The organism is Microbacterium terregens, from assembly GCF_039534975.1.
In the GTDB taxonomy this organism is placed as follows: Bacteria; Actinomycetota; Actinomycetes; order Actinomycetales; family Microbacteriaceae; genus Microbacterium; species Microbacterium terregens.
This window is the reverse complement of the sequence record NZ_BAAAWH010000001.1, coordinates 2943650-2969937: the sequence shown is the minus strand read 5'-3', so window position 1 is coordinate 2969937 and position 26288 is coordinate 2943650. Positions and strand designations below refer to the sequence as shown.

Below are 26288 nucleotides of genomic sequence, written 5' to 3'. Positions count from 1 at the left end.
CAGGCGTCTGTCTCGAGCCGCTCTGCACGGGGATCCGCGACCTCGATCGGCGCGTTGACATGTCGACCTAGCGTCGAGGCATGACCGAACGGTTCGTCGTCCAGCCGCGAGTCGTGAGTGACTCGCGGCCATCGGGTCACCGCGTGCCCCGCGATGCCCGTTTCATTGGCTCGCCCGACCGGAACGCTGCGCGCATCGCACCCGCCCCGCCGACCCGACCGGTGCGGGTCGGCGCGCGGCATCCCGTTCTGGAGCCGCTGGCACGGTACCTCGATGACCCCGACGTGACGGATCTTTTCGTCAACGGCGCCGCCGGGTTGTTCGTCGACCGTGGTCGTGGCGCCGCTCTTGCTCAGGAATGGCGGGCACGAGAAGAGGACGTGCGCGATCTCGCCGTCGCGCTCATCGGGCTCGGGGGACGCCACATCGACGATGCGACCCCGTGCGTGGACGTCCGCCTGGAAGGAGGGATGCGCGTGCACGCGGTGCTTCCCCCGGTCGCGGCGGAGGGAACGGCGATCTCGATCCGCGTCCCGCGGCTGGATGGCCCGGACCTCGCCGCGCTCGAATTCCGGGGGATGTTCGACGCGCCGACCCGCGGGCGGCTGGAGAAGCTCGTCGCGGTACGTGCGAATCTCCTGATCACCGGCGCGGCCGGCGCCGGGAAGACGACGCTGCTGGCCGCGTTGCTCGGGTGCGCGCCGGCAGCCGATCGGATCGTCACGATCGAGGACGTGGCGGAGCTGCGCGTCGAGCACCCGCACCACGTCCGGCTCGAGGCGCGGCAGGCCAATCTCGAGGGCGCGGGAGCCATCGGTCTGCCCCGACTTGTGCGCGAAGCGCTGCGGATGAGGCCCGACCGACTCATTGTGGGCGAATGCCGGGGCGAGGAGGTGCGTGAGCTGCTCGGCGCGCTCAACACCGGTCACGACGGCGGGGCGGGGACGATGCACGCCAACGGGCTGCACGACGTGCCTGCGCGGCTGGAGGCGCTCGGGGCCCTGGCCGGACTGGACGATCGGGCGCTCGCGCGTCAGGCGGCCAGTGCCATCGGGTTCGTCCTGCACGTGGCCCGGGGCGAGGACGGGGTTCGCAGGCTCACCGCAGCAGGGCGCCCGGTGATCAGCGCAAACGGGCGTCTGGAGATCGAGGAGCTCCCGTGGCCCGCCGTGTGACGACGTCGTCGACCGCGGAGACGGTCCTGCGCCTTGCGGTGCTGCTGCAGGCGGGCATCGCGCCCGTTCGCGCATGGACGTACCTGGCCGACACCGGCGATACCGACGCGGCCCGGGTGAGCGCGGGCGTCGCGGACGGCATGCCGCTCGCTGCCGCCATCGCGACCTTCGCGTCCGCCCCGGCCGTTCCCCGTCGACGGTGGCTCGTCGCCCCGGCGACGTCGGCACCGCCGGACCCGTGGCAGGACGTCGCTGCCGCATGGGAGGTCGCCACTGCCGTCGGCGCGCCGCTCGCAGAGAGCCTGCGCGCGCTGTCGGCAGCACTGCGCGACGCGCAGGAGGCGGCCGACGAGGTGCGCGTCGCCCTGGCGGAACCGGCCGCCACCGCAAGGCTGATGGGATGGCTTCCGCTCGTGGCGGTCCTTCTGGGCGTCGCGCTCGGCTTCGACACGCTCGGAACACTCGTGGGCAATCCGCTGGGGATCGCGTGCCTCGTGCTCGGGGCTGCGCTGATCCTGGCGGCGCACCGGTGGAACGCCGCGCTGGTGAAGCGAACCCGCGCAGAGACCGGCATCCCGGGCCTGGGCGCGGAGCTGCTGGCCATCGCGCTGAGCGGCGGGGTCTCGATCGAGCGCGCGCGCCGTCTCGTGCACAGCGCGACCGGAGGTGGAACGGATGCCGCGACCGACGCTGTCCTGGACCTCTCCCGCTCGGCGGGTGTCCCTGCTGTCGAACTGCTCCGCGCCTCTTCGACCCTCGCGCGGCACCGGGCCCGTGTCGAGGGCCGCATGCGTGCCGCGCGCCTGTCGTCGCGCTTGCTGCTCCCGCTGGGGGTGTGCACGCTTCCGGCCTTCCTCCTGCTCGGGGTCGCGCCGATGCTCCTGAGCGTGATGACCTCGATGCCCCTGTCGATCTGACCGTGCCCACCGCCCTGTGCCCGCCGACCCGTGCCCACCGACCGGAAGGAACACCCATGTCACTGCCCCGTCTCACCCGCGCCCGCGCCGCGCAGCTCTTCGGAGATGACACCGGCGCGGCCACCGCGGAGTATGCGATCGCGACGATGGCCGCCGTCGCGTTCGCCGGACTCCTCGTCGTCATCATGCGCAGCGACGAAGTGCGCGGCATCCTCACGGATCTCGTGCGACGCGCGCTCACCGTCGCATGAAGCGCCGCGGACTCGGCGGCGACCACGGTTCGGTGGTCGCCGAGTTCGCCGTCGCGCTGCCGGCGGTGGCGCTCGTCCTGCTGCTCAGCGCCGGCGCCCTCGGCGCGTGCGCCCGGCAGGTGAGACTTCAGGATGCCGCGGCCGACGCCGCACGTCTCGCCGCACGCGGCGAGCCCGGCGCCGCGCCCGGGGTGGTCGCGACCGCGGTCCCCGGCGCACGCGTCGTCATCGACGAGCGTGGCGACCTCGTGTGCGTCCGCGTGAACGCCCCGGCCGTCGACGTCCTGCCGCTCGCGCTGAACGCTGTCAGCTGCGCCCTCGACGGGGGTCGTTGATGGCCGGAACGCTGCTCTGCGTGGGCGTGCTCGCGTGCACGGCGACGCTGTCGCTGAGTCTCGTGACGGCCGGTTCGGCGGCGGTTTTCTCCCAGAATCTGGCGGGAGTGGCGGATGCCGCAGCGCTCGCCGCGGCCGACGCGGCATCCGGTGCCGTCGAGGGGGAACCGTGCGCACGGGCCGCCGAGGTCGCGGGGGCGGGCGCCGCCCAGATCGTCGCGTGCGACCTGGACGAACTGGTCGTGACGGTGACCGTAGGGGGAGCGTTCGGGCGGTTCGCCGCGACCGCATCGGCACGCGCTGGCCCCCCGCGATGAGCCGCCGTTCACAGCGCCTGCCTGCCGAGTGGTGTGTATGGTGTGCTTCGAAGAAAGGACGCCCCCGTTGGCAACAGGCAAGAAGCTCGTCATCGTCGAGTCACCGACGAAGATGAAGTCGATCCAGGGCTACCTCGGCGATGACTACGAGGTACTCAGTTCGGTCGGTCACATCCGCGATCTCGCGAGCAAAAAGGACATCCCGGCCGACAAGAAGACCGCGTACGGCAAGTACTCGATCGACATCGACAACGACTTCGACCCCTATTACGTCGTCAACGACCGGAAGACCAAGACGGTCGCCGAGCTCAAGCGCGCGCTCAAGAACGCCGACGAAGTCCTGCTCGCCACGGATGAGGACCGGGAAGGCGAGGCCATTGCGTGGCACCTTCTCGAGGTGCTCAAGCCGAAGGTGCCCGTGCGCCGCATGGTTTTCCACGAGATCACGAAGGACGCGATCCGCGCTGCCGTGGAAGACACGCGCGAACTGGATCTCGCCCTCGTGGACGCGCAAGAGACCCGACGCCTGTTGGATCGCCTGTACGGCTGGGACGTCTCGCCCGTGCTGTGGCGCAAGGTCGGCAGCGGCCGTGAGGGCGCGGCGCTGAGCGCCGGTCGAGTCCAGTCGGCGGCGACACGCATGGTCGTCGATCGGGAGCGCGAGCGGATGGCCTTCATCTCCGCCGCCTACTGGGACGTTCAAGCGCTCGCGCTGACGAAGTCCTCGCCCGAGCCGGACGAAGCATCCTTCACCACCCGTCTCGCACGGGTCGACGGCGCCGCACTGGCCCGTGGCACCGACTTCGACGACCGTGGGGCGCTCAAGAAGGTCGTCGTCGTCCTCGACGAGGCCAAGGCGCGCACGCTCGCCGCCGCGATCGAGGGCGTCGGCGAAGCATCCGTGACCGCCCTGGAATCCAAGCCCGGCACACGCAGCCCGAAGCCGCCCTTCACCACGTCGACCCTGCAGCAGGAGTCCGGTCGCAAGCTCTCGATGAGCGCCAAGCACGCCATGAGCGTTGCGCAGCGTCTCTACGAGAAGGGGTTCATCACCTACATGCGCACCGACTCGACTGCGCTGAGCACGCAGGCGATCACCGCGGCCCGTGAGCAGGCCGTGTCGCTGTACGGCGAGAAAGCCGTCCCGCTGAACCCCCGCGTGTACCGCAGCAAGAGCAAGAACGCGCAGGAGGCGCACGAGGCGATCCGCCCATCCGGCGAGCAGTTCCGCACCCCCGCCTCGGTCTCCGGCGAGCTGGACCGCGACGAGCAGCGGATGTACGACCTCATCTGGAAGCGCACCGTCGCCAGCCAGATGGCGGACGCCAAGTACGAGACCACCACCGTGACGCTCACCGTCGACGCACCCGTCGACGGTGCCGTCCAGCGGGCTGAGTTCACGGCATCCGGCACGGTGTACACGTTCAAGGGGTTCCTCGAGGCGTACGAAGAGGGTCGCGACGAGAAGCGCAGCGACGCCGACAAGGCGGACGACCAGTCGCTGCCGATCCTCGCCATCGGGGACACGCTGCGGCTCAAAGAGGTCGAGCCGAAGGGTCATGCGACCACCCCCAAGCCGCGCTACACCGAGGCCAGCCTCGTGAAGGCGCTCGAAGAGAAGGGCATCGGCCGGCCCTCCACGTTCGCGAGCATCATCGACGTCATCCTGGACCGCGGATACGTCACCAAGCGTGGGCAGGCGCTGGTCCCCAGCTGGCTCGCGTTCAGCGTGGTCCGCCTGCTCGAAGAGCACTTCGCGGACCTCGTCGACTACGACTTCACGGCGGCCCTCGAGGACGACCTCGACGCGATCGCCCGCGGCGAGCAGCAGCGCACGGCGTGGCTGCGGGAGTTCTACTTCGGCTCCGACACCCAGCCCGGGCTGCGCAACATCGTGGAGAACCTCGGTGAGATCGACGCTCGCGAGCTGAACGCGACGCCGATCAGCGCGACCACCACGTTGCGGTTCGGCAAATACGGTCCGTATCTGGACATCATCGATCCGGAGAACGCCGACGCTCCGCCCCGCCGGGTGAACATCCCCGAGGACCTGGCACCGGACGAGCTGACGCCCGAGAAGGCGCAGGAACTGATCGACGCCCCGGTCGCGGGCAACCGCGTGCTCGGGGAGAACCCCGAGACCGGAAAGCTCGTGGTCGTCAAGGACGGGCGCTTCGGACCGTACGTCGAGGAGACCGAACCCGAGGACCCGACGGCGGTGGACGAGGCGACCGGAGAGGTCCTCGCCGCACCCCAGGCTCAGGAACCGGCTTCGGGGACGAAGAAGAAGGCGACGAAGAAGGATGCCGCGCCCAAGCCGCGCACCGCGTCGCTGTTCAAGTCCATGTCCGTCGACACGATCGACTTGGAGACCGCGCTGCGCCTGCTCGACCTGCCGCGCACGGTCGGCGTGGATCCTGAGTCGGAAGAGCCGATCACCGCGCAGAATGGACGCTACGGGCCGTACCTCAAGAAGGGCACCGATTCGCGCACGCTCGACTCCGAGCAGCTCATCTTCGACGTCACCCTCGACCAGGCGCTCGCGATCTACGCGCTGCCGAAGTACGGCGCTCGGCGCGCATCGAGCGCGCTCAAGGAGTTCGAGAACGATCCGGTCAGCGGCAAGCCCATCAAGCTGAAGGACGGGCGTTTCGGGCCCTACGTCACCGACGGTGAGACGAACGCGACGATTCCCCGAGGCGAGGTCGCGATGGACATCACCTTCGAGCGTGCCGTCGAGCTGATCGCCGAGAAGCGTGCGAAGGGTCCTGCCCCCAAGCGCACTCCCGCGCGCAAGGCGGCTACCACCCGCAAGGCTCCGGCGAAGAAGTGACCTTCGAGGTTCCCGAAGCGACGTACGCCCCAGCCGGCGCCGCGAGCGGGCCGGCCACCGGGCTCTTCGTCACGTTCGAAGGCGGTGACGGGGTCGGCAAGACCACGCAGTCCGCGCTCCTGGAGGAGTGGCTGGTCGCCCGCGGTCACGTCGTGCTGCGGACCCGGGAACCCGGTGGCAGCGAGGTGGGCGTGCTGATCCGCGACATCGTCCTGCATCACCGCGGCGAAGTGGCGCCCCGCGCCGAGGCGCTGCTCTACGCCGCGGATCGCGCGCAGCACATCGCGACCGTCGTGCGCCCCGCGCTCTCCCGTGGTGCGGTCGTCATCCAGGATCGCTACCTTGATTCGTCGGTCGCCTACCAGGGCGCCGGCCGGGTCCTCGGACGCGACGAGGTGCGCGACCTGTCCTTGTGGGCGGTCGAAGGCCTGCTCCCCGACCTGACGGTGCTGCTCGACCTTGACCCGTCCACCGCCCGAGACCGGCTCGACGCCGACGACAAGCCCTTCGACCGGCTGGAGGCCGAGCAGGGCGCGTTCCACGACAGCGTGCGCGCGGAGTTCCTCGCCCTCGCCGCCGCAGACCCAGAGCGGTTCCTCGTCCTCGACGCCGCTCGCGTATCGGCTGACCTCGCGACCGACATCCAGGGCCGCGTGCAACTGCTCCTCGACGACCGGGACGAGCGCGCCGCCGTCGACACTGCGGATTAGGCTGGAGGCCATGGAGAGCGCGGCGATCGCGGCTGCTTCCACGGCGACCGCGGTCGAAGTGCCGTGGGGTGCCGTCTGGGGGCAGGACGATGCTGTCGCGACGCTCCGCGCCGCGGCATCCGATCCCGCGTCGATGACGCACGCGTGGCTGATCACCGGCCCGCCCGGGTCGGGGCGATCGACGCTGGCATACGCGTTCGCCGCCGCGCTCATCGCGGACGACGACGAGCAGGCCATGCGCCAGGTTCTGGCCGGCACCCATCCGGATATGACCGCGCTGCGGACGGAGGGCGTGATCATCTCCATCAAGGATGCGCGCGCTCTCGTGGAGCGCTCGTACTTCGGCCCGTCCCTCGGTCGGTACCGCGTCATCGTCATGGAAGACGCGGACCGCATGGTCGAGCGCACCTCGAACGTGCTGCTGAAGGCGCTGGAGGAGCCGCCCGAGCGGACCGTCTGGGTGCTGTGCGCACCGAGCGACGCGGACCTTCTGCCCACCATCCGCTCGCGCGTGCGCACGTTGCGACTGCGCGAACCCGACATCGCGGACGTCGCGCGCCTGATCGCGCAGCGTACCGGCATCGACCTCGCCGTCGCGGAGCAGTCCGCGCGCCACGCGCAGCGGCACATCGGAATGGCGCAGCGGCTCGCGACCGACGCCCCCGCGCGCATGCGCCGCGACCAGACCCTGCGCGGCGTGCTGGCCGTGCGCGGCGTCGGCGACGCCGTCGAGGTGGCCGGCCGCGTCGTGCAGGCGGCGACGGAGGATGCGAAGGCCCTGACCGCCGAACGCGACAGCGCGGAGCGCGCCGGCCTGCTGCGCACGCTCGGCATCGCCGAAGGCGCTGCCGTCCCCCCCGCGGTGCGCTCCCAGTTGAGCGCCCTGGAGGACGATCAGAAGCGTCGCGCGACCCGAAGCCTCCGCGACGGCCTCGACCGGGTGCTCACAGATCTGCAGTCGATGTTCCGCGACGTCGTGATGCTGCAGTTCGGGCGAGGGGGCCCCGGTGAGGGCGACCTGATCAATCGCGAGCTCGAGCCGGAACTGCGTGCACTGGCCGCGGCATGGACCCCCGAGCGCACGCTCGTCGTCCTCGATCGCATCGCCGAGACCAGACGCAATCTGGAGCAGAACGTTGCACCGACCCTCGCTCTGGAGAGCATGCTCGTGACGGTCGCGAGCGGAAGGACCCCGTGAACACCCCGCTGCCGTCGGGTGCTGCGCCGCGACGTCGAGCGCCAGGAGCAGCGCGACGCACTCGTCGACTCGTCGCTCTCGTCGCGGGACTGGCCGCGGCATCGCTCGCCCTCTCCGGATGCCTTTCCTCGCTCATCCCGGAATCGCCGCCGACCTCCACCGCCAGCCTTGCTCCCGATACGGACGGAGTCGCCGCCGACCTGGTGCCGTTCTATGCGCAGCCGCTCTCCTGGGCGCCGTGCGACGCCTTCGAGTGCACCACGGTCACCGCGCCGCTGGACTGGTCGGATCCCGGCGCGGGCGATATCGAGCTCTCCGTGATCCGGCAGCGCGCGCTCTCGGGCGCACCCATCGGCTCCCTGCTGGTCAACCCCGGCGGGCCCGGAGCGAGCGGCGTCGACCTCGTCCGGGACAGCGTCGACTTCGCCGCGCGCGAACCGCTGCAGGAGCGGTACGACGTCGTCGGGTTCGATCCGCGTGGCGTCGGCGCATCGACCGCGGTGCGCTGCTACGACGCGGCCGACATGGACTCCTACCTCTTCGCCATCCCTTCCGGTCGACGCGGCTCCGATCAGTGGAACGCCGAAAGCACCGAGGAGAACCGGGCGTTCGCGGAAGCCTGCGACGCGAACAGCAACGGCATCCTGCCCCACATCACGACGGAGAACGCCGCCCGCGACATGGACCTGCTGCGCGCCGTCCTCGGCGACGACGAGCTGCACTATCTCGGATACTCGTACGGCACCTTCCTCGGAGCGACCTACGCGAAGCTGTACCCGGACCGCGTCGGGCGTCTCGTCCTGGACGGCGCCGTCGATCCTGCCGTCTCGCTCGTGGACGTCGGCACCGTTCAGGGGATCGGTTTCGAATCCGCGCTCCGCGCATACATGGCCGCGTGCCTGGACGGGTCGGACTGTCCGTTCCGAGGCACGGTCGACGAGGCCATGGCAGATCTGGGCACACTGCTGGCCAGCGTCGACCGGTCGCCTCTTCCCGCGCCGGACGGCAGGATGCTGGGGGCAGACTCGCTGCTGACCGGCATCGTCGCCGCACTCTACGCCCAGGGCAGTTGGCCCTTCCTCACCGCGGCGCTGACCGATGTGCTGGAGGGCGATCCCGCGGTGGCGTTCCAGCTCGCGGACTTCTACTACAACCGTGCCAACGGCACCTACCTGGACAATTCGACGGAGGCGTTCCGGGCATACAACTGCATGGACTATCCCGCGATAACCCCGGAGGAGGACGCGGCCGGCGACGAGCGTCTCGCCGCCGAGGCGCCCACGATCGCACCGTACTGGTCGGGCGTGGATCCCTGCGCCGTGTGGCCGTACCCGCCGAGCGGCACCCGCGGCGCGATCTCCGCGGACGGCGCCGCCCCGATCGTGGTGGTCGGGACCACGAACGATCCGGCGACGCCGTACGAGTGGTCCGTCGCGCTGGCAGACCAGCTCGCGTCGGGTGTTCTGGTGACGCGGGTCGGCGAGGGGCACACCGGTTACAACAAGGGCAATGCGTGCGTCGACGCGGCCGTCGAGGCGTATCTGCTGGATGGTGTCGTGCCCGAGGACGGGCTGCGATGCGAATAGGGCGGATGCCGGATCTCCGCGGGTTCGCGGGGGCTCCGGCGACACTGTAAGATCGATGATCGTGCATCGCGCAAGCGAAAGCACGCCACCTTAGCTCAGTCGGCAGAGCGATTCACTCGTAATGAATAGGTCAAGGGTTCGATTCCCTTAGGTGGCTCCACAGACCTGAACATGACTGGTCGCACCGTGCCACCGGCACTGAGCCGTCACTCGTCATTGTTGTCATGCGAGAGATATCCGCGGGAGAACGCTGTGGCAACGGCTGCCGCGCGATCGTTCACGCCGAGCTTGGTGTAGGCGTGCAGCAGATGCGTCTTGACGGTCGCTTCGCTGATGAAGAGCCGGCGCGCGGCCTCACGGTTGGTCGAGCCGCGCGCAATCAGCTCGAGCACCTCCACCTCCCGCTGCGATAGGCCGCCACCCGAGGGGCGGCGCATCCGCCCGAGGAGTCGTGCTGCGACCGTCGGAGCCAGCGCCGTCTCACCTTGCGCGGCTGCCTCTGTCGCTCGGAAGAGCTCCTCTCGCGGAGAGTCCTTGAGGAGATATCCGGTGGCGCCGGCCTCGATGGCCGCAACGACGTCGCTGTCGGTGTCGTAGGTGGTGAGGACCAGAATGCGGGACGGAATGCCGCGCTCGGCGAGGGCTCGAATCGCGCTCACGCCGTCGCTTCCCGGCATCCGCAGGTCCATGATGATCACGTCGGGCCGGAGGGCCACCGCCATGGCGATTCCCTCCGCGCCGTTACTGGCTTCGCCGACGACCTCGAACCGCGGGTCCGCGCTGTACATGCCACGGAGCCCGTCACGGACTACCGGGTGATCGTCCACGAGTAATAGCGAGATCACTGTGTGCTTCCTACAGGAATGGCCGGGACCGTGGCTGACAGAGCAGTTCCGGCGCCGGGCTCAGACTCGATCACGACACGACCGGCCAATAGCCGAACTCGATGGCGCATTGCGGTGAGTCCGAACCCGCCATCCCTGGATGTCGTGGTTCGCGCCGGATCCGGCGCGAAACCCACCCCGTCGTCGCGCACATCGAGGGTCACGAGGTCTTCCATGTACGACAGCGTCAAGCCGACGCGACCGGCCTTGGCATGCTTGGCGACATTGGTGAGCGCCTCCTGTGCTGCCCTCAATAGCGTCGCCTCCACATCGGTGTGCAGCGGGCGCGCATCCCCGGTGACTGCGAACACAGCATCAACCGAATGCGCCTCCGCCCACCGCCGGGTCACTTCCCCGATGGCTTCGGGCAGCTGCGCGTGGGCGAGCGCGTCCGGTTCGACGGCATGGATGGTGCGGCGCGCATCGGTGAGGCTCTCGCGGGCAAGTGCCAAGGCGTTCGTCAGATGCCGGCGCGCCTCAGGCGCGTCGACCATGGTCTGCTCGGCAGCTTGCAGCTGGGTGAGGATACCGGCGAGGCTCTGTGCGAGGGTGTCATGGAGGTCGCCTGCGATTCGTTGCCGTTCGTCGAGGACTCCCGCTTCGCGGGCGTGCACCAGCAGCTGTGCGTGCAGCCCTGAGTTCTCCTCCAGCGCAGCCTCAAGCTTGGCGTTGGCGTCGTGGAGCAGCGCGAGGACCCGCTTCTGCTTCCGACCGTTCACATCGGTGGAATCGGCGAAATAGAACGACGTCCCGGCGAGCACACCGGTCACCGCGCTGATCGCAGCCCACACGCCCCAGTTGCCCTCGGCGATGGTGTCCCATCCCCCCACGTACGACACGGCCATGATCATCGAGGTGGCCGCGACGCCGAGGTATCGCCAGGGTCCGGTAAGGAGGAGGAACGCGTGGATGTAGCCCACGAACGCGAAAATCCCGTACCAAGGGGACAGTACGACCAGGGCGGCCGCTGTGATCATCAGCCCTGTGTAGGAGACGGCGATCAGAGTTCCGCTTCGCCGACCGCCCTGGGCGTGGGAGAACCGTGCGAGCCACACCGTGGTGACAAGCGTGAGACCAAGTGCCGCGGGGAGGTCGACCCGTTCCCCCCACCCGTTCCGCAGCAGCGTGAGGACGGTGCTGATCGCCAGCAACACGTACGGGAGCACGGCGTAGAACACGCTCTCACGACGCTCGGCTCGCGCGATATCCTCACGCAGCTCTGTCTCGATGCTCATTCCTACTCCCATCGAAAATATCGGGCGGCCGTACCCCCCGCGAGGATCGACCAGCCAAGCAGAACGGCGATGTGGAGCAGCGAGGGCCAGTTTCCAGCCGTGGCGTCTTGCAATGCTTGCACGCCCGCCCCGATGGGGGTGTAGTCGGAGATCGTTCGCAGCACGTCGCTCATTGATTCGCGCGGAATCCACAGCCCGGCGAAGAACGCCAGCGGGAAGAACAGCACCAGTCCGATCGCGCTTGCGCTCGACGCACTCGGCGCGAGTGCGGCGATGAGCAGCCCGATCGCGAGGAGCGCGACCGCGGTGAGGACGATCGCCGTGACGTACGCGAGGACGTTGCCGGGGAGTTCCACTGCGAAGGCCACTCGCCCGAGGGCCAGCACGATCACCACCGTCACCAGCGATAGCAGTGCGAACAGGAGGAGCATCGCGCCCAGCAAGCTCGCGGGGCTGACTGGGGTCGTCCGCATCCGCCGCAGAATCCCCTTGTCGCGGTAGCCGGCGAACTGCTGCGGCAGGCTGTAGACGGCCAGGATGCTGATCCCCACTGCGACGAGGATCGGCGCGTAGAGGTCGATGACCCGTAGTCCGCCGAGAGCGGCGTCGGGCTCGCGGAACAGCGGGATCGCGCCGAAGATCACCAACAGAAGAGGCGGGACGGCTAGCGCGAACGTCCACGTCATCGGGTCGCGGAAGAACAGCTTTGTCTCGGTGGTCGTGAGCTGCGGGAGCGCAGACATCATCAATTCCTTTCCTCGATGGAACGGCCGGTGAGGCTGACGAACGCGTCTTCGAGCGTGGTCTGCTCCAGGCGCAGATCGGTTGCGGTCACGTGGTGGCGATCGAGCTCCCTCGTCACGGCGAGGAGGAGCTCCCCGGTGCCGGTGACAACGAGGATGCCGCCAGCCGACTCGACGGACACGACTTCGGGAACGGCCTTCAGTAGGGCGGGGTCGATCGGTGCGGACGGGCGGAACCGGAGCCGCTGTCGGTCCTGGGTTTGCCGGATGAGTCCGGCAGGCGTGTCGAGGGCGACAAGGCGCCCTCCGTCAATCACCGCCAGCCGGTCGCAGAGGCGCTCAACCTCCTCCATGAAATGGGAGACGAGCATCACGGTGACACCGCGAGCTCGCACGTTCTCGATGAGATCCCATACGTCGTGACGCGCCTGCGGGTCGAGCCCGGTGGTCAGCTCATCGAGGATGACGACCTTCGGATCACCGATCAGCGCGAGCGCGATGGAGAGGCGTTGTTTCTGCCCGCCGGACAAATGCCGATACTGCACTCGGACCCTGTCGGAGAGCCCCAGTGGTCCGATCAGCTCGCGCCAGTCCAGCGGTTCGCGATAGAACGAACGGTAGAGGTCCAGCGCCTCACCGACCGTGAGCTTGCCGGGTAACTCGCTCCGCTGCAGCTGGACACCGAGCACCTGCGGTAGCTCACCCCGGTCACGGTGCGGATCGAGCCCGGCGACCCGGATAGTTCCGCCGTCGGGAATGCGGAGACCTGCGATGCTCTCTACGAGAGTGCTCTTGCCTGCCCCGTTGGGCCCTAGGATGCCGAAGATCTCGCCTTCCTCGACGTCGAATCGGACGCCGTCCACCACTGCGCGGTCGCCGTAGCGTTTGACCAGATCGTTGACCTCGATGATTGCCATGGCTCCAGCCTGGTGCAGGGGCCAGCGCGACGAATCGCCCGTGCGGCTGTCTTGTGGCGACAGCCGGTGGATGCGCTCATCCACCGATCGGTTGATGCGTCGCCGAGCGGCCGAGTGCATGGAGAAGGCCCAGGGCGCCAATCTCAGTCGCTGGCAGCGATGACTCGTTGTCGCCCGTTGAGCGTGTTGCAGCGGGCTGCGTCATGGTCGCTCCTCCGACGTGGGCCCCCGGGGAGGCGGATGCGCCCCAGGAGGGTGCTACTTGCTGATGAATGCAAGGATGTCCTTGCCGAGCTCTGACTGGTAATCGCCGTGGATGCCGTGAGGTGCCCCTGGGTAGACCTTAAGCGTGCCGTCTTTCACCAATTCGGCGGACCTGATCGCTGCAGCGCCGATCGGGACAATCTGGTCATCGTCGCCGTGGGCGAGGAAGATCGGCACGTCCAGCGATTTGAGGTCCTCCGTGAAATCAGTCTCGGAGAACGCCTTGATGCAGTCGTAGGCGGCGGCGAGATTCACCAGCATGCCCTGGCGCCAGAAGTCATCTTTTGCGCCTTGGGACACGTTGGAGCCATCGCGGTTGGCTCCGAAGAATGCCTCGGTGAGGTCTCGGTAGAACTGCGAGGCGTCTTTCAGAACACCGGCGCGGATGCCGTCGAAGACCTCGATCGGTAGACCGTCCGGGTTGCTGTCGGTCTTCACCATCTGCGGAGGCACCGCTCCGACTGTGATGACCTTTGCGACGCGGCCGACGCCGTGCTGAGCGGCGTAGCGGACGACTTCCCCGCCCCCGGTTGAGTGGCCGATGACGACCAGGTTCGTGAGGTCGAGGTGTTTAACCAGCTCGGCGAGGTCTTTGGCGTAGGTGTCCATGTCATTGCCGGTGTAGGTTTTGGCCGACCGCCCGTGGCCGCGGCGGTCGTGAGCGATGGCGCGATAGCCGTTGTCGGCGAGGAGCTTGACCTCGACCTGCCAGGCGTCCGAGCTGAGCGGCCAGCCGTGGCTCAGCAGCACGGGCTGCCCCTCTCCCTGATCGGTGTAGTAGAGCTCGGTTCCATCTGTGGTGGTGAAGTGAGGCATCGTTCTCCTTGTAGTGGTGCAGTTGTGTTGTAGTGGTGCTGTGGCGGGGTTTCACGACGGGCGCGTGAGGGCTTCGCTGCCGGGGGAACTGGAGGGTCAGCCCGAGCTGAATGTCCCGCTTGCTTCACCCCGGTGGGACAGGGGTGCGGCTCAGCTCGGTGCCTTGTCGGCGGCGGCTGTGAGCCGCGAAATACGGCGAGAACGACGATCCCACCGACCCGGGACTGATCGCCGCCACGGCGAACGGTGTGTCTAATATGTGCTGGATCGGTGGCGACAACTGCTCCAACCGCGAGCATCCTCCTGCAGCGGAGGGGCTGTGCGAGCTCTATGGTGTCGGCGACTGCGTTGCTTCGTCGGGGTGGTTCGGGGTCCATCCGAACCACCCATCCTCGGCCGCCATCACGGTCCATTGCCCACACGCATATGCTTCAGTGGCGTCGTAGGCGCTGGGGGCACCGTCCAATTCGTAGACGGGCTGGGATCGGCGGGGAACGACGGAACAAAGTTCGGGGTCGAGCGCGGCGGCGCTGGTGGCGAGGATTACTGCCGTGTCATTGACGGTTGACTCACGGATCATTATGTCTGTGGCGTCGGAGGGCAACCATGCGGCATCTCCCTTCCACTCGTCCGAAACCTCAGCTGCAGTAGCGAAGGAGACACTTTTCATCTTGTGGGCGACTTCGTCGACTACCGAGCATCCGGACAAGGCAATGGCGAGGGGAACGGCGATGAGAAGGGCAAAATAGCGGGCAGCGTGCGGAGGCTTGTTCATACCTCCATCGTGCGCAACCGGAGGATTTGGCGCGTCCACCTCCGGATGTACCGAACACTCCTTAAGGATGACATTGCGCTCTGCAAAGCACAGTCGGAGCCAGCCAGTGAAGGTCTGACCCGGTCGCACCACAGCCGGCGTCGACGCGTCGTGGGCGGTCCATCCGAAGACGTTGGCCCTGCGGATTCCCCGCCGTCTGATGGCCCGGGTCGAGGTCGTCACCGCCGTAATCGCTCGGTGGTTGGTCCGGCCACCCGCCACGCTGTCGACAACCAGCGGGGTTACGCGTGGTGCAGCTCCGGTCCCGCACGTGGACTACCATCGCCACGAACTTGTCAGCAGGATCCTCATCGCTCCCGCTTCTGGAGCGCACGTTGGAACACCGTTAGACTCCGTCTGATGGCGGGCGAGTTGCCCGACAAACGACGTCATTCGTCATCGGTCACGACGGCGTTCGGCCGTCTCAAACGGTTTTGACTAGCATGGCAGGCGTCAAGAGCAGGCCCCTACCGTGCGGCGGCGTCGAATAGCCTCTGTTGCCGGGCGACCTCGTCGCGGTTGTTCTCGGACCACAGTTTGATCTGTCGCACAGTCTGATGCAGAGACAGCCCCAAGTCGGTCAGCTCGTACGTGACCGTCACGGGGACGGTCGCCGTTGCCGTGCGGCGGACGAGGCCGTCACGCTCCAGGGACTTCAACGTCTGCGACAGCATCTTGGGGCTGACTCCGGCAAGGACACGGCCGAGTTCGGAGTACCGCATCGAACGAGGGTCGCCGTCGCACTCGGGGCCGCTGCCCAACGCGGACAACACCAGAGTCACCCACTTGCCCGAGACCCGCCCCAGCAACTGCTGGCTCGGGCACGCGGCGAGGAAAGCGTTGTACTGCGCCTTTGCGTCGGCCTTCTTCTCGGCCGCAGTCATCGTCGCCATGAAGTCCCTCCGGGGTATCTACGCACTTTTCGGTAACTACTACTCAACAGATAGTAGTTCGTCCAGGATGGAGCCTGACCTTCTGTTCCACAAGGCCCTGAAAGGCACCCAATGAGCACATCTACCCTCACCCTGCCCGGCGGCACCTGGACCCTCGGCGACACCACCGTTTCCCGGTTCGGGTACGGCGCTATGCAACTCGCCGGCCCCTGGGTCGTCGGACCACCGAAAGACCACGACGCCGCCCTCGCCGTCCTCCGCGACGCAGTCGCCAGCGGCATCACCCACATCGACACCGCCGAGACCTACGGGCCACGCGTTGTCAACGAACTCATCCGCGAAGCGCTTCACCCCTATACGGACGACTTGTTCATCGCCACCAAGGCCGGTGGACGCCGGGACGCCCAGGGCGGATGGCCGTCCGCCCGCACGCCCGATGAACTCCGCGCCCAAATCGACGACAACCTCGAGACCCTAGGCGTCGACTCCCTCGACCTCGTGCACCTGCGACTCGGAGACGCCAACGGCCCGGTGCCGGAAGACATCACGGAGGCGTTCGAGACGCTCGTCGATTTGCAGCAGCAGGGCGTTATCCGCCACCTCGGCGTGAGCAATGCCACCGCCGATCAAGTTGCACACGCGCAGTCGATTGCCCCGATCGTGTCGGTGCAGAATATGTACAACCTGGCCAACCGATGGGACGACGAGCTCATCGACCAGCTCGCAGCCGAAGGAATCGCATACATCCCATTCTTCCCCCTGGGGGGTTTCAGCCCACTTCAGTCCACGGCGCTCTCCACCGTCGCCACACGGCTTGGCTCCACCCCGATGTCGATCGCTCTGGCGTGGCTCCTGCAGCGGTCGCCGAACATCCTCCTCATTCCCGGCACGTCCTCGAGCAGGCACCTACGTGAGAATATCGCCGGTGCAGCCCTCGAGCTCTCGGGCGAAGACCTGCGCGAGCTCGACGATATCGACGCGTAGACGCGGCGCGTGGCGGGCGCCTTGCGCAGGCCCCCGCCACGCCCTGCCCTCGATATCCGAAAGGACGGTCTCAGGAGGAGTCGTCCCTTTTTCGTCACGGGGTGGCCCCGATCGCTGCCACGATCCGCACCACACCGAACTCCCATGCATGCTCGACATTTCCCCCGAGATTGAAGCCTCCATTCAGCTCCATGCTGACGAAACCGGCGGCCCAAGCGGTGAGGGTTCGTGCGGCTTCAAGCGCATTGTCTTCGCCGGCCACCGTGCCGGCCAGGTGAAGGATGGCTGTGCTCGCTTCTGCCCCAAATTCAGGCCGCGCAACCGGCGTCCCTGCCCCGGGCGACATGATCAGCTGAAAAGCAGCAGGATGCTCGTGGCCGAAGGCACGGAACCTGCCCGCGAGTTGCACGAGGTCAGGAGCGGAATTCAGTCGGTGGGCGAGGTCGGTCAGACTCGCCTCGGCCACCAGTTGGATCAGCTCATCCCGGCTCTGCACCCGCTTATAAAGCGAGGGGGCCCGTACACCGACGCGGTGGGCGATGGCTTGCATCGTCAGACCAGGTAGCCCGTCTTCTTCGAGAAGGTCGCGCGCGGCCAGCACAATTGCGTCGAGAGAGGTCTTGTCAGGAGTAGGCATAGTCCCAGTATAGCTATTGACAGTAGCCATGATGGCTACGTACGATAGCCACCATGAGACTCGACAACTTTCTCCACCGCGTTGGCAACGACATCGTTGCGGCTTATCTGATCGTCGCGCCGGAGGGCGTCACCGTGATCGATGCGGGCCTCGCCGGCCACTGGCGCGACCTGGTCGCTGAACTCAACTCTGAAGGTCGCTCACTCGACGACATAAGGGGGGTGATCCTGACACACGGTGATTCTGACCACGTCGGCTTCGCCGAACGGCTGCACCAGGACTACGGAGTGCCCATTTACATTCACCCGGGTGACGTCGACCGAGCAAAGGGTGGCTCGAAGCCCGCAACCGCGAAGCATTCGATGAAGCTGGGCCCGCTGCTCCGGTTCCTGGCCTACTCGCTTCGCAAGGGCGGGTGGCGCACAACCTGGCTCACCGAGGTCGTCGAGGTACGCGATGGCGACACACTGGATTTGCCCGGCTCTCCCCAGATCATCGGGGTGCCCGGGCATTCGGAGGGCAGCATCGCCGTTTACGTCCCGATAGCAGATGCCGTGTTCGTGGGCGACGGTCTCACAACCCGCCACGTGCTCACCGGCGCGAAGGGTCCCCAACCCGCACCGTTTACCGATAACCCGGACCAGGCAATCACGTCGTTGCAAGCCATCGTCGCCACCGGCGCGAAGTGGGTGCTGCCAGGCCATGGAGCTCCATGGAACTCTGGCGTCGAGGCGGCGGTCGTTGCCGTGGAGACCGCCGCGCTCAAGGTGAAGTAGTGGCCCTCGTACTGCTCGTGGGCCACTCTCATGGCGGCACCGTCCTCACCGAAGCCGCCGTCGACAGCGAGGCAGTCAAGGGTCTCGTGTGTGTCGCCGCATTCGCACCCCACCGCGGGAGACTTCGCGGTTGCGGCGCTCGCGCCGCAACCGGCCCGGTTGTTTCACCCTCTCCTGTGGGGCCCGTGGGCGGGTGCGGCTCAAGAACCAGCTGTACCCGGCAGGCCGGGGCGTGCCCCGGGCACAGCGGTCACCGCTAGGACTCCGATGGCAAGCAACGCACGACTCCCAGTGTTCACGCGATGGCCCACGCGGCCGCCCGTCGTTTATCCATCGAGATCAATCAAACGGCGGGTTCGCCTCAGCAGACGCCAAGGGCGCAGATGACTCCGCCGCTCGATCCGATGGACCGCCTACTAAGGGCATCTTCGCGTGGGTTAGAGACTGTTTCCCGCGTCCGTGACGTCTTCAGCGGTAGCGTCAACTGCCGCGCTGCGGCCCATCGCCCTTTTTGACTGCCCTCATCGCATTCGGTTGGTGACGTATCGCGACCCTGCCGTCGCAAATACCCCCGCTCAAAGCCTCCAGCCGCCGCGTTCCGCGTGAAGCATCCCGGCGCGCTGCGGTTCCGGCTCGACGAGCGTTGCTGGTGCGATCATATCCGGATGGGTGCGAGGCGGCATGGCACATAGGCCGTCCTCGCACCACTGCGCATCTACCCCTTCTGCCGGGCGGTGGTCGCTCACCCGGTCACCGGTGCGTGGCCTGATCGAAGGCAGCGAGGAACTGTTCCACGGGCTGCGCCCCGGAGAGGCCGTAGGCGTTGTTGATGACGTAAAACGGCACCCCACGGGCGCCGAGTTGTTGTGCCTGCCGGATATCCGAGTCGACGGCACCCGCGTGGCGCTGGTCGGTGAGTGCGGTTGCGGCGTCGTTACGGTCGAGGCCGGTTTCCTCCGCGATAGCCAGCAGTTCGTCGACGTGGCCGATGTGCCGGCCTTCGGCGAAGTAGGCCTCGAAGAGGCGCTGGGTCAGATCCGCGCGTTTCCCGAGCGCGCCGGCGTGGTGCAAGAGCTGGAGCGCTTGACGGGAGTTAGTTGGCTGGGTGCGATCCGGGTCGTAGGAGAGTCCCTCCTGCGCGGTGAGCTGCCGCAACTGGTTCATGGTCTGCTGCATCCGGGCAGGGTCGACCTTGTGGCTGCGGATGTGGGCGTCGCGGTCGATGTCGACCGGGGCGTCCGGGGTGAGCTGGAACGAGTGGTAGACGACATCGACAGGCCCCCGGTATCGGGCGATCGCGGCGCGCAGGCGGGCGCTGGAGATGTAGCACCAGATGCACTGGACGTCCGACCAGACGTCGATGCGGATTGGGGCTGCCGTGCTGCTCATCGGTCGTTCTCCATTTCCTGTACGGCGCGTTCGGCGTCCTGGAAGATCAGTTCGGTGTTCATGGTCATCGCGACACGGGCACCGTTTGCGGCGGCTTCGCTGAGTTGAGTGGCGGGGTGGGCGACGTTCCCGGCAGCCCAAACGCCCGGCACGCTGGTGTGTCCGGCGGCGTCGACCGTCACTGCGGTCCCGGCAGGGGACTCGCTGATGTCGAGCCCAAGCCCGGTAAGCCCGTCCACCCGGGCCCGTGTGGCGGTGGGCGCGACGACCGCGTCCAGCGCCATGGTGGAGCCGTCGTCGAGGTGCACGCCGGTGAGACGGTCGCCCTGGACGACGATGCCGACGACAGTTTGTGAGCCGACCGAGATGCCCGTGGCGGCGAGCATGGCGAGGTCGCCGCCATAATCGATCCCTTGCGGGAAGAATTGCACGTTCGTAGTCCACTGGTTGAACATCAGTGCCTGGAGGGCGGACATCGGTCCGGTGCCGAGGACGCCGATGCGCTGGTCGCGGATTTCCCAGCCGTGGCAATAGGGGCAATGGATCACGTCGCGTCCCCACCGTTCACGCAAACCGGGGATATCCGGCAGTTGGTCGCGGGTGCCGGTTGCGATCACCACAGCGCGTGCCGAGATGTCATCGCCGGAGTCGGTAACGATCCGGAAACTGTCACCGTCGGGGCGGGCGTCGATCACTCGTGCGTGGATGATCCGCCCGCCGTAGGACTTGACCTCTTCGCGTCCTTTTCGAAGCAGATCGATTGGACCTATGCCTTCCTGGCCCAGGAGCCCGTGCGCGCCGTCAGCGGAGGAATTGCGAGGGTCGCCGCTATCAATGACCACTACACGGCGGCGCGCGCGGGAGAGAGTGAGCGAGGCGCTCAGGCCGGCGGACCCACCCCCGACAACAACTATTTCGGTAGCTGTGGTGGTCATGCGGAGACCTCATTCTTCGTGTCGGTCGGCACTGGGGCTTCGCCGGAGATGATGGGGGGCTTGCGGAGAAAGGCGGCCAGCACGATGCTGGCGGCGCTGATCATGGCGCCGACCCCAAAGGCGGTAGCCACGCCGCTGGCAAGGGCGGTGAGCGGGTTCGTGCCGATGTTCGCGGTGGCAGCGACGGTGAACAGGGTGATGAACAGGGCCGTTCCCGCGGCGCCGGACACCTGCTGGAGGGTGTTCACGATCGCGCTCGCGTGCGGATACAGCCTGGGTGCGACCGCGCCCAGAGCGGTGGTCATCAAGGGGGTCATCATCAATGCGGTGCCGATACTGAGGCCCACGTGCATGGCGATCACCAGCCACACCTCGGTGTCGGCGCTGAGGGTGGAGAACGCGAACATTGCGCCGGTCACGATGACTGCTCCGGGCACGATCAGAACGCGAGGTCCCACCTTGTCGTATGCCATGCCGACGAACGGGGCAAGCACCCCCGAGAGGACGCCGCCGGGCAGCAGCATGAGACCCGCGACATAGGCGGGCTCACCGAGGACCTGCTGAATGTACAGCGGTAGCAGGATCAGCGACCCGAATAGCGAAATGGACACCACCACGACCAGGATCGTCGACATGGTGAACAGGCGGCCGGCGAACACGCGAACATCGAGGAGCACCCGGTCCGTGTCCCGCAGGGCGAGCTGTCGCACCACCATTCCGGCCAAGGCCAACACGCCGACAGTGACCGGGACCGCAGCGGGAAGGCCACCTTCCTGCGCCGCCTGCTCTCCGATGCTGGCGAGCCCGTAGATGAGGCCGGAGAATCCGACTGCGGACAGCAGCACGGAAACGATGTCGAATCGGGCGTGCATGGTCGGGGTCGCGTTCCGCAGCCAGGCGGCGCCGGCGATGATCGCGAGCACGACGACGGGGAGGACGATGATGAACACCCACCGCCACCCCAACGAGGACACGATCACACCGGAGACGGTCGGCCCCAGCGCGGGCGCGGCGGCGGTGACGATCGTGACCAGGCCCATCGTGCGGCCCCGGCGCTCCGGGGCGACGAGCTGCATCACGGTGGTGAACAGCAGCGGCAACATGATCGAGGTGCCCAACGCCTGCACAACCCGCGCCGCGAGCAGCAACTCGAAAGTCGGCGCGAACGCAGCGATCGCGGTGCCCAACGCGAAGAAGCTCATTGCGCTGAAGAAGTTGTGACGCAGCGTGTAGCGCTGCAATAGCACGCCGGTGACTGGTATGACCACCGCCATCGTCAGCATGAACGCCGTCGTCAGCCACTGCGCCGATGCCGCCGGGACGCCAAAATCATCCATGATGTGCGGGATTGACACGCCCATCGCGGTCTCGTTGAGAACGACCACGAACGCGGAGATGAGCAGCAGCGCGATCACAGGGCTCGTCCGCAGCGCTCCAGATGTGGGGGGGGTGGTGCGCACGGGGTGGACCGTCATGAGACTCCTCGAAACAAAGTGTGCAGTCGGCACTTAGTACCAGTACGGGATGGAGTGCTAACGTAGCACTGTGCCTTCGGATTCTCCAAGTTCGCCGCCTAGCCCTGACCTTCGTGAACGACGGCGTCGCGAGCTGGCACGCACGATCGCCATCGCGGCTGTCGACCTGTTCGAACGCGATGGATTCTCGGCGACCACAATCGACGACATCGCGGCGGCGGCCGGCATCTCTCGCACCACGTTCTTCCGTCACTGCGCGACCAAGGAAGCCGCAGTGCTCGTCGATGACGCCGGCCTGGAATCGGAATTGATCGGGGTCGCTGAACAGGTCTCGACCCGCCGCCCACTATGGGAACTAGAGAGCGCATGGGAGACGATGACGGAGGTGTTCGACGCCGACCGCGCGGGCCGCGACCGGTTCCTGCGCGTGCGGCGGCTGATGCGGGATAACCCGGCACTTCTGGCGGCAGGACTGGAACGCGACGCGCGGCTCACCGAGCACATCGCCACCGTCCTCAGCCGCCGGCCAGGCATGGACGCCTTGGACGCGCACGCGATTGCCGAGACCTTCGCACTGGGCTTGCGGCTCACGTTCGATGAATGGGTCCGCCGTGCAGACGGAAATCCAACCGCTGTCCCGCCGCCGCTAAACGACGTCTACCAGAACGTACGTGCCGCGCTCAACCGTGCTAACGGAGCAAACGCCCGATGAATCACGACTTCGACGAGCAGTACTGGGCGACTCACTGGAACGGTCCGGCCGGGAGCACGCCTAGCCTGCCGGCGCACCCCGCCCTGGAGGATGAACTCACCCTGCTGCGGCCTGGAACGGCGCTAGACGCCGGTAGCGGGCAAGGTGCCGAAGCCGCGTGGCTGGCCGGACACGGGTGGGAGGTCACCGCCGTCGACATCTCCGCCCACGCACTGACCCGCGCCGCAATGCGACCTGCCCCCGGGGTCGGAGTCGGCTCGGTGACGTGGGTCGCAGCGGACCTCACACAATGGGCGCCGGGCCAGCAGTTCGACCTGGTGACCACCTTCTACGCCCACCCAGCCATAGCCCAGCACGCGTTCTACGAACGCATCTCTGAGTGGGTCGCCCCCGGGGGAACGCTCCTCATCGTCGGCCACCACGACAGCCCCGAGCACGGCCACAGCCACGCGCACCCCGAAAACGCCGTCACCACGCCAGAACAGATCCACGCACTCCTCGCCCCGGACCACTGGAAAGTGCGCACCGCCGAAGTTCGCGAACGGGCAGTGACCATGGGCAGCGGCCACAGCACGGCGCTGCGCGACGTGATCGGCCGGGCAGAACGAATCTGATCTGTCACGGTCACGCAAGCCGGTGGGTGCGGTCGTCCGTAGCGAGAGAGAAACGCCACCGCTCCCTGAGAGCAGCCGTCAGCTGGGCTTGCGCGGGAACCGGTGGATGAGCATCGCGGCTGCGACCGCGAACACCGTGGCGTCGAGGGTGTAGACGTTAGGCGCGCCTTCTGGGGGCGGCCGTGGCCCCGACTGGCGTTCCACGGGAGCACAGAGCGCGGGATCGAGTTCGGACACACTCTCCATGAGCACTGTGGCCTCCGTCGCGTCTCCGCGCATCGACTCGATGATCCGGATCGATGCGGCATCGGAGGGCATCTAAGCAAGCTCGAGGCCGCCTACGTCGGTCATCGCGGCAACGGTCTCGAATGTTGCCGCATGTTGCTGGTAGAAGACATCTCTAAGGCTGGAACTGAACCGTCCCCGGTTTTTGCAGCTTCTATGCGGGTTCCACCACCGGGTGGGATGGCGTCTCGAGGTCACTCGGCACCGCCCAGTGGCGTGGTCAGTGTCGTGGAGGGGCGGCAGAGCAGCGGCGGAGGAAGTCGATAGTCAGGGTTGCCACTTGGTGCGGCCTTTCCTCCGGCGCGAAGTGCCCGCAGTTGTCAATGATGTGCAGCTCGCTTCCAGGTATGGCCTTGTTCAGCTTGCGCCCCCAGTCGGGAACCTGCCACGTGTCGTCCGCGCCCCAGATCAATTGGACGGGTAAGCGTGCCAACTCCTCCAGGCGGCCGCTGATTGAACCGTCCCCGGTTCTGTGCCGCTCCTATGCGGGTTCCATCACCGGATGGGATGGCGTTTCGAGGTCAGCGTAGTACGCGGCCTCGAGCTCTTCGGGCGGGACGTCTCCGATGGTCGAGTGCAGGCGTCTCGCGTTGTACCAGTCGACCCAGTCGGTGGTGACCCATTCGACGTCGTCGATCGTGCGCAGCGGCCCGGATCGGAACGGGGAGCCGTCGCGGATCGCCTCGTTCTTGAACAGCCCGATGGTCGATTCGGCCAGGGCGTTGTCGTATGCGTCACCGATCGATCCGATCGACGCGGCGATGCCCTCGAGGGCGAGCGTCTCGGCGAACGACACGCTCGTGAACTGTGAGCCGGCGTCGCTGTGATGGATCAGCCCGTCCTTCACTCCGTGCCCGGCACGGTCACGGCGCCACAGTCCCATCCGCAGCGCGGTGGTCACCAGCGGTGTCGTCTTCACGGTCGCGGCATGCCAGCCGACGACCGCCCTCGAGTAGCAGTCGATCACGAACGACACATAGACGAACCCGGCCCACGTCCGCACATACGTGAAGTCAGCGACCCACTGCCGGTTCGGCGCGGCGGCGGTGAAATCGCGGTCCAGTAGGTCAGGCGCCCTCGCGGCGTTACGGTCCGGGATGGTGGTCCGCACGCCCTTGCCCCGCACGAGGCCGTTGATCTGCAGCTGTCGCATCAGTCGGTCAACTTGCCGCTTCGACACGGCGAGGTCTTGCCGGCGCAGCAGCGCGGTCATCTTCCGTCGCCCATACATCGACTCCGGCGTCAGCTCGCCCTTCGCGTTCACCCGGGCGGCTCGGATCGCGTCGATGATGACCGCGTCCGCGAGGTCCCGGTTGCTGGGCTGGGCGCGTTTCCATGCCCGATAGGTCCGCTCGGCGACCGGCACGCCCTGCTCCCGCAGAACCTTGCAGATCGACCCGACCGAGCGGCCTTTGGCGCGTTGATCCTCGATGAACGCGAGGATCAACGGCGTCGGGGGTCGAGTTCCCCGGCGAAGAAAACCGCCGCGTCCCGCAGAATCGCGTTCGCCTCACGCAACTCACGGTTCTCCCGCTCGAGCCGACGCATCCGCTCCGACTCACTCGAGGACACCCCCTGGCGCTCGCCCCCGTCGATCTGCGCCTGCCGCACCCAGCGGCGCAGCGACTCAGCCCCGAACCCGAGCCTCGCCGAAACCGCCTCGCACGCAGTCGTCAGGTTCGGGTACTCATCGAGGTGATCGAGCACAAGCCGGATCGCTCGCTGCTTCGTCTCCTCCGGAATCCTCTTCGGCATGATCAACATCTTCCTTCCAGACTCGAAAGGAAACGGCATCAAACCGGGGACGGTTCAGATCTCCATGGTGTGTTTGGAGTCGTAGTGAGCGATCTGGTGGTGGAACAGGCTCGGCTGGCCGATCGGACCGCTAATGAAGTCGATGTACTGCTCCAGCGCCCTGGGATCGAAGTTGCGGGGGTTGCTGTGAGTCGACAGCAGCCATTCGGTGAAGTGCGCGCGATGCTCATCATCAGGCTTCTTCGCGAGGGACGCCAGCCCCTCGGCCATCTGCTGCTGCGTGCGCTTCGAGGGGTAGCTGTCGAAACTGACGACGTCGATCATCGTGAGGCTGCGCAGGCGATCGCTATTGTGCACACCGAAACGCTGCGCGACTCCGCCCCCGATGTCGTGCGCGACCAGGTGGAAGGTCGTCAGGCCCCAGACATCGAGCAGACCCTCGAGAACGGCGACGTTGGCGGTGATCGACGTGTCGATCTCCGGATCCCAAGGGCGCTCGGAGAGCCCATATCCCAGCAGGTCGAAGACATGTGTCCGGTAGCCCGCTTGTACGAGATTGGGCACCACGTTGCGCCAGATGTAGGACGACGACGGCGTGCCGTGCACAAGCACAACCGGGTCGGCCGCTCCGTGCACGCCGTAGGTGATCCGGTGACCGTTGATGATCACGTTTTCGACGGCCAGGTTGTCTGGAGAGAGGAAGTTCATGAGCGTCCTTTCAAATGAGTGTGTCGGCGGATGGCGCAGCGTCGTCGAGCGGGGGACCCGTCCGAATGCGGGTGCCGAGCCAGCGACTGCTGCCACGCCTAGTTCCCGGTCATCGGTGCGCATGGCGGGC

General features: G+C 67.2%; 28 protein-coding genes, 1 tRNA gene and 1 pseudogene. 15 read left to right on the top strand and 15 right to left on the bottom strand.

Annotation, left to right across the window (positions count from 1 at the left end; translation table 11 throughout):
- Positions 1-80: 80 nt before the first annotated feature.
- From ABD655_RS13845 to ABD655_RS13800, 10 genes are all read left to right on the top strand, one after another.
- Positions 81-1175, top strand: coding sequence for a TadA family conjugal transfer-associated ATPase (locus ABD655_RS13845; protein ID WP_344714798.1), 1095 nt, complete (start codon positions 81-83; stop codon positions 1173-1175).
- Positions 1160-2092: a type II secretion system F family protein gene (locus tag ABD655_RS13840; RefSeq protein WP_344714796.1), complete on the top strand. Its 933-nt coding sequence runs from the start codon at positions 1160-1162 to the stop codon at positions 2090-2092. The genes ABD655_RS13845 and ABD655_RS13840 overlap by 16 nt, the downstream gene beginning before the upstream one ends.
- A gap of 56 nt (positions 2093-2148) precedes the next feature.
- On the top strand, positions 2149-2343 hold the full coding sequence (locus tag ABD655_RS13835; protein WP_344714795.1) for a DUF4244 domain-containing protein: 195 nt from the start codon (positions 2149-2151) through the stop codon (positions 2341-2343).
- Positions 2340-2678: a TadE family type IV pilus minor pilin gene (locus ABD655_RS13830; protein ID WP_344714793.1), complete on the top strand. Its 339-nt coding sequence runs from the start codon at positions 2340-2342 to the stop codon at positions 2676-2678. Before ABD655_RS13835 ends, ABD655_RS13830 begins: the two co-directional genes overlap by 4 nt.
- Positions 2678-2995 (top strand): helicase, encoded by a 318-nt coding sequence (locus ABD655_RS13825; protein WP_344714791.1) that lies wholly within the window; start codon positions 2678-2680, stop codon positions 2993-2995. Before ABD655_RS13830 ends, ABD655_RS13825 begins: the two co-directional genes overlap by 1 nt.
- Before the next feature lie 67 nt (positions 2996-3062).
- A complete protein-coding gene (gene topA, locus ABD655_RS13820) occupies positions 3063-5828 on the top strand; it encodes a type I DNA topoisomerase (RefSeq protein ID WP_344714790.1) in 2766 nt (921 codons plus the stop codon).
- A complete protein-coding gene (gene tmk / locus ABD655_RS13815) occupies positions 5825-6538 on the top strand; it encodes a dTMP kinase (RefSeq protein WP_344714788.1) in 714 nt (237 codons plus the stop codon). Before topA ends, tmk begins: the two co-directional genes overlap by 4 nt.
- Before the next feature lie 10 nt (positions 6539-6548).
- Positions 6549-7736 (top strand): DNA polymerase III subunit delta', encoded by a 1188-nt coding sequence (locus ABD655_RS13810; protein WP_344714786.1) that lies wholly within the window; start codon positions 6549-6551, stop codon positions 7734-7736.
- Positions 7733-9322 carry an alpha/beta hydrolase gene (locus tag ABD655_RS13805; RefSeq protein WP_344714784.1) on the top strand — a complete coding sequence of 530 codons (1590 nt, stop codon included), beginning with the start codon at positions 7733-7735 and terminating at the stop codon, positions 9320-9322. The genes ABD655_RS13810 and ABD655_RS13805 overlap by 4 nt, the downstream gene beginning before the upstream one ends.
- 84 nt (positions 9323-9406) lie before the next feature.
- Positions 9407-9482 (top strand) — tRNA-Thr (locus ABD655_RS13800).
- A 46-nt stretch (positions 9483-9528) separates the two neighbouring features.
- Here ABD655_RS13800 and ABD655_RS13795 read toward each other — a convergent pair.
- From ABD655_RS13795 to ABD655_RS13765, 7 genes are all read right to left on the bottom strand, one after another.
- Positions 9529-10167 (bottom strand): response regulator, encoded by a 639-nt coding sequence (locus ABD655_RS13795; protein WP_344714783.1) that lies wholly within the window; start codon positions 10165-10167, stop codon positions 9529-9531.
- Positions 10164-11441, bottom strand: coding sequence for a sensor histidine kinase (locus ABD655_RS13790; protein ID WP_344714781.1), 1278 nt, complete (start codon positions 11439-11441; stop codon positions 10164-10166). Before ABD655_RS13790 ends, ABD655_RS13795 begins: the two co-directional genes overlap by 4 nt.
- 2 nt (positions 11442-11443) lie before the next feature.
- The gene (locus tag ABD655_RS13785) at positions 11444-12184 is read right to left on the bottom strand and encodes an ABC transporter permease (RefSeq protein WP_344714780.1); all 741 of its coding nucleotides are present in this window, start codon (positions 12182-12184) and stop codon (positions 11444-11446) included.
- A gap of 2 nt (positions 12185-12186) precedes the next feature.
- Positions 12187-13101, bottom strand: coding sequence for an ABC transporter ATP-binding protein (locus ABD655_RS13780; protein WP_344714778.1), 915 nt, complete (start codon positions 13099-13101; stop codon positions 12187-12189).
- A 258-nt stretch (positions 13102-13359) separates the two neighbouring features.
- The gene (locus ABD655_RS13775; protein WP_344714777.1) at positions 13360-14181 is read right to left on the bottom strand and encodes an alpha/beta fold hydrolase; all 822 of its coding nucleotides are present in this window, start codon (positions 14179-14181) and stop codon (positions 13360-13362) included.
- Positions 14182-14509: 328 nt separating this feature from the next.
- Positions 14510-14956 (bottom strand): hypothetical protein, encoded by a 447-nt coding sequence (locus ABD655_RS13770; RefSeq protein ID WP_344714775.1) that lies wholly within the window; start codon positions 14954-14956, stop codon positions 14510-14512.
- 506 nt (positions 14957-15462) lie between these two features.
- On the bottom strand, positions 15463-15879 hold the full coding sequence (locus ABD655_RS13765) for a winged helix-turn-helix transcriptional regulator (RefSeq protein WP_344714774.1): 417 nt from the start codon (positions 15877-15879) through the stop codon (positions 15463-15465).
- 120 nt (positions 15880-15999) lie between these two features.
- On the opposite strand from ABD655_RS13765, the gene ABD655_RS13760 reads away from it, so the two are divergent.
- Positions 16000-16872: an oxidoreductase gene (locus ABD655_RS13760; RefSeq protein WP_344714772.1), complete on the top strand. Its 873-nt coding sequence runs from the start codon at positions 16000-16002 to the stop codon at positions 16870-16872.
- A gap of 94 nt (positions 16873-16966) precedes the next feature.
- Here ABD655_RS13760 and ABD655_RS13755 read toward each other — a convergent pair whose 3' ends face one another.
- On the bottom strand, positions 16967-17509 hold the full coding sequence (locus ABD655_RS13755; protein ID WP_344714771.1) for a TetR/AcrR family transcriptional regulator: 543 nt from the start codon (positions 17507-17509) through the stop codon (positions 16967-16969).
- A gap of 53 nt (positions 17510-17562) precedes the next feature.
- Between ABD655_RS13755 and ABD655_RS13750 the strand changes: the two genes are divergently transcribed.
- Complete coding sequence (locus ABD655_RS13750; protein WP_344714770.1) at positions 17563-18285, top strand: MBL fold metallo-hydrolase; 723 nt, start codon at positions 17563-17565, stop codon at positions 18283-18285.
- A gap of 750 nt (positions 18286-19035) precedes the next feature.
- Here ABD655_RS13750 and ABD655_RS13745 read toward each other — a convergent pair.
- From ABD655_RS13745 to ABD655_RS13735, 3 genes are read right to left on the bottom strand one after another with little or no spacing between them, the layout of a single operon-like run.
- On the bottom strand, positions 19036-19674 hold the full coding sequence (locus ABD655_RS13745; protein ID WP_344714768.1) for a DsbA family oxidoreductase: 639 nt from the start codon (positions 19672-19674) through the stop codon (positions 19036-19038).
- Positions 19671-20609 (bottom strand): NAD(P)/FAD-dependent oxidoreductase, encoded by a 939-nt coding sequence (locus ABD655_RS13740; RefSeq protein WP_344714767.1) that lies wholly within the window; start codon positions 20607-20609, stop codon positions 19671-19673. Before ABD655_RS13740 ends, ABD655_RS13745 begins: the two co-directional genes overlap by 4 nt.
- Complete coding sequence (locus tag ABD655_RS13735) at positions 20606-22084, bottom strand: MDR family MFS transporter (RefSeq protein WP_344714766.1); 1479 nt, start codon at positions 22082-22084, stop codon at positions 20606-20608. Before ABD655_RS13735 ends, ABD655_RS13740 begins: the two co-directional genes overlap by 4 nt.
- Positions 22085-22154: 70 nt before the next feature.
- Between ABD655_RS13735 and ABD655_RS16995 the strand changes: the two are divergent.
- The 3 genes and pseudogenes from ABD655_RS16995 to ABD655_RS13725 form a co-directional block, all read left to right on the top strand.
- Positions 22155-22343: pseudogene (locus ABD655_RS16995) on the top strand (helix-turn-helix domain-containing protein); the annotation flags it as partial.
- A 15-nt stretch (positions 22344-22358) separates the two neighbouring features.
- On the top strand, positions 22359-22796 hold the full coding sequence (locus ABD655_RS13730) for a hypothetical protein (RefSeq protein ID WP_344714764.1): 438 nt from the start codon (positions 22359-22361) through the stop codon (positions 22794-22796).
- The gene (locus tag ABD655_RS13725; protein WP_344714762.1) at positions 22793-23410 is read left to right on the top strand and encodes a class I SAM-dependent methyltransferase; all 618 of its coding nucleotides are present in this window, start codon (positions 22793-22795) and stop codon (positions 23408-23410) included. Before ABD655_RS13730 ends, ABD655_RS13725 begins: the two co-directional genes overlap by 4 nt.
- A 78-nt stretch (positions 23411-23488) precedes the next feature.
- Here the strand turns inward: ABD655_RS13725 and ABD655_RS13720 are convergent, their stop codons facing one another.
- The 4 genes from ABD655_RS13720 to ABD655_RS13710 form a co-directional block, all read right to left on the bottom strand.
- On the bottom strand, positions 23489-23728 hold the full coding sequence (locus ABD655_RS13720) for a hypothetical protein (protein ID WP_344714760.1): 240 nt from the start codon (positions 23726-23728) through the stop codon (positions 23489-23491).
- A 187-nt stretch (positions 23729-23915) separates the two neighbouring features.
- The gene (locus ABD655_RS16990) at positions 23916-24137 is read right to left on the bottom strand and encodes an alpha/beta fold hydrolase (RefSeq protein WP_425561678.1); all 222 of its coding nucleotides are present in this window, start codon (positions 24135-24137) and stop codon (positions 23916-23918) included.
- A gap of 39 nt (positions 24138-24176) precedes the next feature.
- Positions 24177-25450, bottom strand: a protein-coding gene (locus ABD655_RS13715) for an IS3 family transposase (protein WP_344711794.1) whose coding sequence is annotated in 2 segments (ribosomal slippage) — positions 24177-25180 and positions 25180-25450 — 1275 coding nt in all. Because the reading frame shifts where the segments join, the coding sequence is not laid out codon by codon here.
- Between the two features lie 54 nt (positions 25451-25504).
- A complete protein-coding gene (locus ABD655_RS13710; RefSeq protein WP_344714758.1) occupies positions 25505-26158 on the bottom strand; it encodes an alpha/beta fold hydrolase in 654 nt (217 codons plus the stop codon).
- Between the last annotated feature and the right edge of the window lie 130 nt (positions 26159-26288).

What these genes read in the sequence shown, in the direction of transcription:
- ABD655_RS13780 (WP_344714778.1), bottom strand. Translation starts at nt 13,101, where the DNA reads ATGGCAATCATCGAGGTCAACGATCTGGTCAAACGCTACGGCGACCGC.
- ABD655_RS13760 (WP_344714772.1), top strand. Translation starts at nt 16,000, where the DNA reads ATGAGCACATCTACCCTCACCCTGCCCGGCGGCACCTGGACCCTCGGC.
- ABD655_RS13770 (WP_344714775.1), bottom strand. Translation starts at nt 14,956, where the DNA reads ATGAACAAGCCTCCGCACGCTGCCCGCTATTTTGCCCTTCTCATCGCC.
- ABD655_RS13835 (WP_344714795.1), top strand. Translation starts at nt 2,149, where the DNA reads ATGTCACTGCCCCGTCTCACCCGCGCCCGCGCCGCGCAGCTCTTCGGA.
- ABD655_RS13740 (WP_344714767.1), bottom strand. Translation starts at nt 20,609, where the DNA reads ATGACCACCACAGCTACCGAAATAGTTGTTGTCGGGGGTGGGTCCGCC.
- ABD655_RS13775 (WP_344714777.1), bottom strand. Translation starts at nt 14,181, where the DNA reads ATGCCTCACTTCACCACCACAGATGGAACCGAGCTCTACTACACCGAT.
- ABD655_RS13785 (WP_344714780.1), bottom strand. Translation starts at nt 12,184, where the DNA reads ATGTCTGCGCTCCCGCAGCTCACGACCACCGAGACAAAGCTGTTCTTC.
- ABD655_RS13735 (WP_344714766.1), bottom strand. Translation starts at nt 22,084, where the DNA reads ATGACGGTCCACCCCGTGCGCACCACCCCCCCCACATCTGGAGCGCTG.
- ABD655_RS13830 (WP_344714793.1), top strand. Translation starts at nt 2,340, where the DNA reads ATGAAGCGCCGCGGACTCGGCGGCGACCACGGTTCGGTGGTCGCCGAG.
- ABD655_RS13710 (WP_344714758.1), bottom strand. Translation starts at nt 26,158, where the DNA reads ATGAACTTCCTCTCTCCAGACAACCTGGCCGTCGAAAACGTGATCATC.
- ABD655_RS13745 (WP_344714768.1), bottom strand. Translation starts at nt 19,674, where the DNA reads ATGAGCAGCACGGCAGCCCCAATCCGCATCGACGTCTGGTCGGACGTC.
- ABD655_RS13720 (WP_344714760.1), bottom strand. Translation starts at nt 23,728, where the DNA reads ATGCCCTCCGATGCCGCATCGATCCGGATCATCGAGTCGATGCGCGGA.
- ABD655_RS13750 (WP_344714770.1), top strand. Translation starts at nt 17,563, where the DNA reads ATGAGACTCGACAACTTTCTCCACCGCGTTGGCAACGACATCGTTGCG.
- ABD655_RS13725 (WP_344714762.1), top strand. Translation starts at nt 22,793, where the DNA reads ATGAATCACGACTTCGACGAGCAGTACTGGGCGACTCACTGGAACGGT.
- ABD655_RS13790 (WP_344714781.1), bottom strand. Translation starts at nt 11,441, where the DNA reads ATGAGCATCGAGACAGAGCTGCGTGAGGATATCGCGCGAGCCGAGCGT.
- ABD655_RS13810 (WP_344714786.1), top strand. Translation starts at nt 6,549, where the DNA reads ATGGAGAGCGCGGCGATCGCGGCTGCTTCCACGGCGACCGCGGTCGAA.
- ABD655_RS13845 (WP_344714798.1), top strand. Translation starts at nt 81, where the DNA reads ATGACCGAACGGTTCGTCGTCCAGCCGCGAGTCGTGAGTGACTCGCGG.
- ABD655_RS13825 (WP_344714791.1), top strand. Translation starts at nt 2,678, where the DNA reads ATGGCCGGAACGCTGCTCTGCGTGGGCGTGCTCGCGTGCACGGCGACG.
- ABD655_RS13765 (WP_344714774.1), bottom strand. Translation starts at nt 15,879, where the DNA reads ATGACTGCGGCCGAGAAGAAGGCCGACGCAAAGGCGCAGTACAACGCT.
- ABD655_RS13755 (WP_344714771.1), bottom strand. Translation starts at nt 17,509, where the DNA reads ATGCCTACTCCTGACAAGACCTCTCTCGACGCAATTGTGCTGGCCGCG.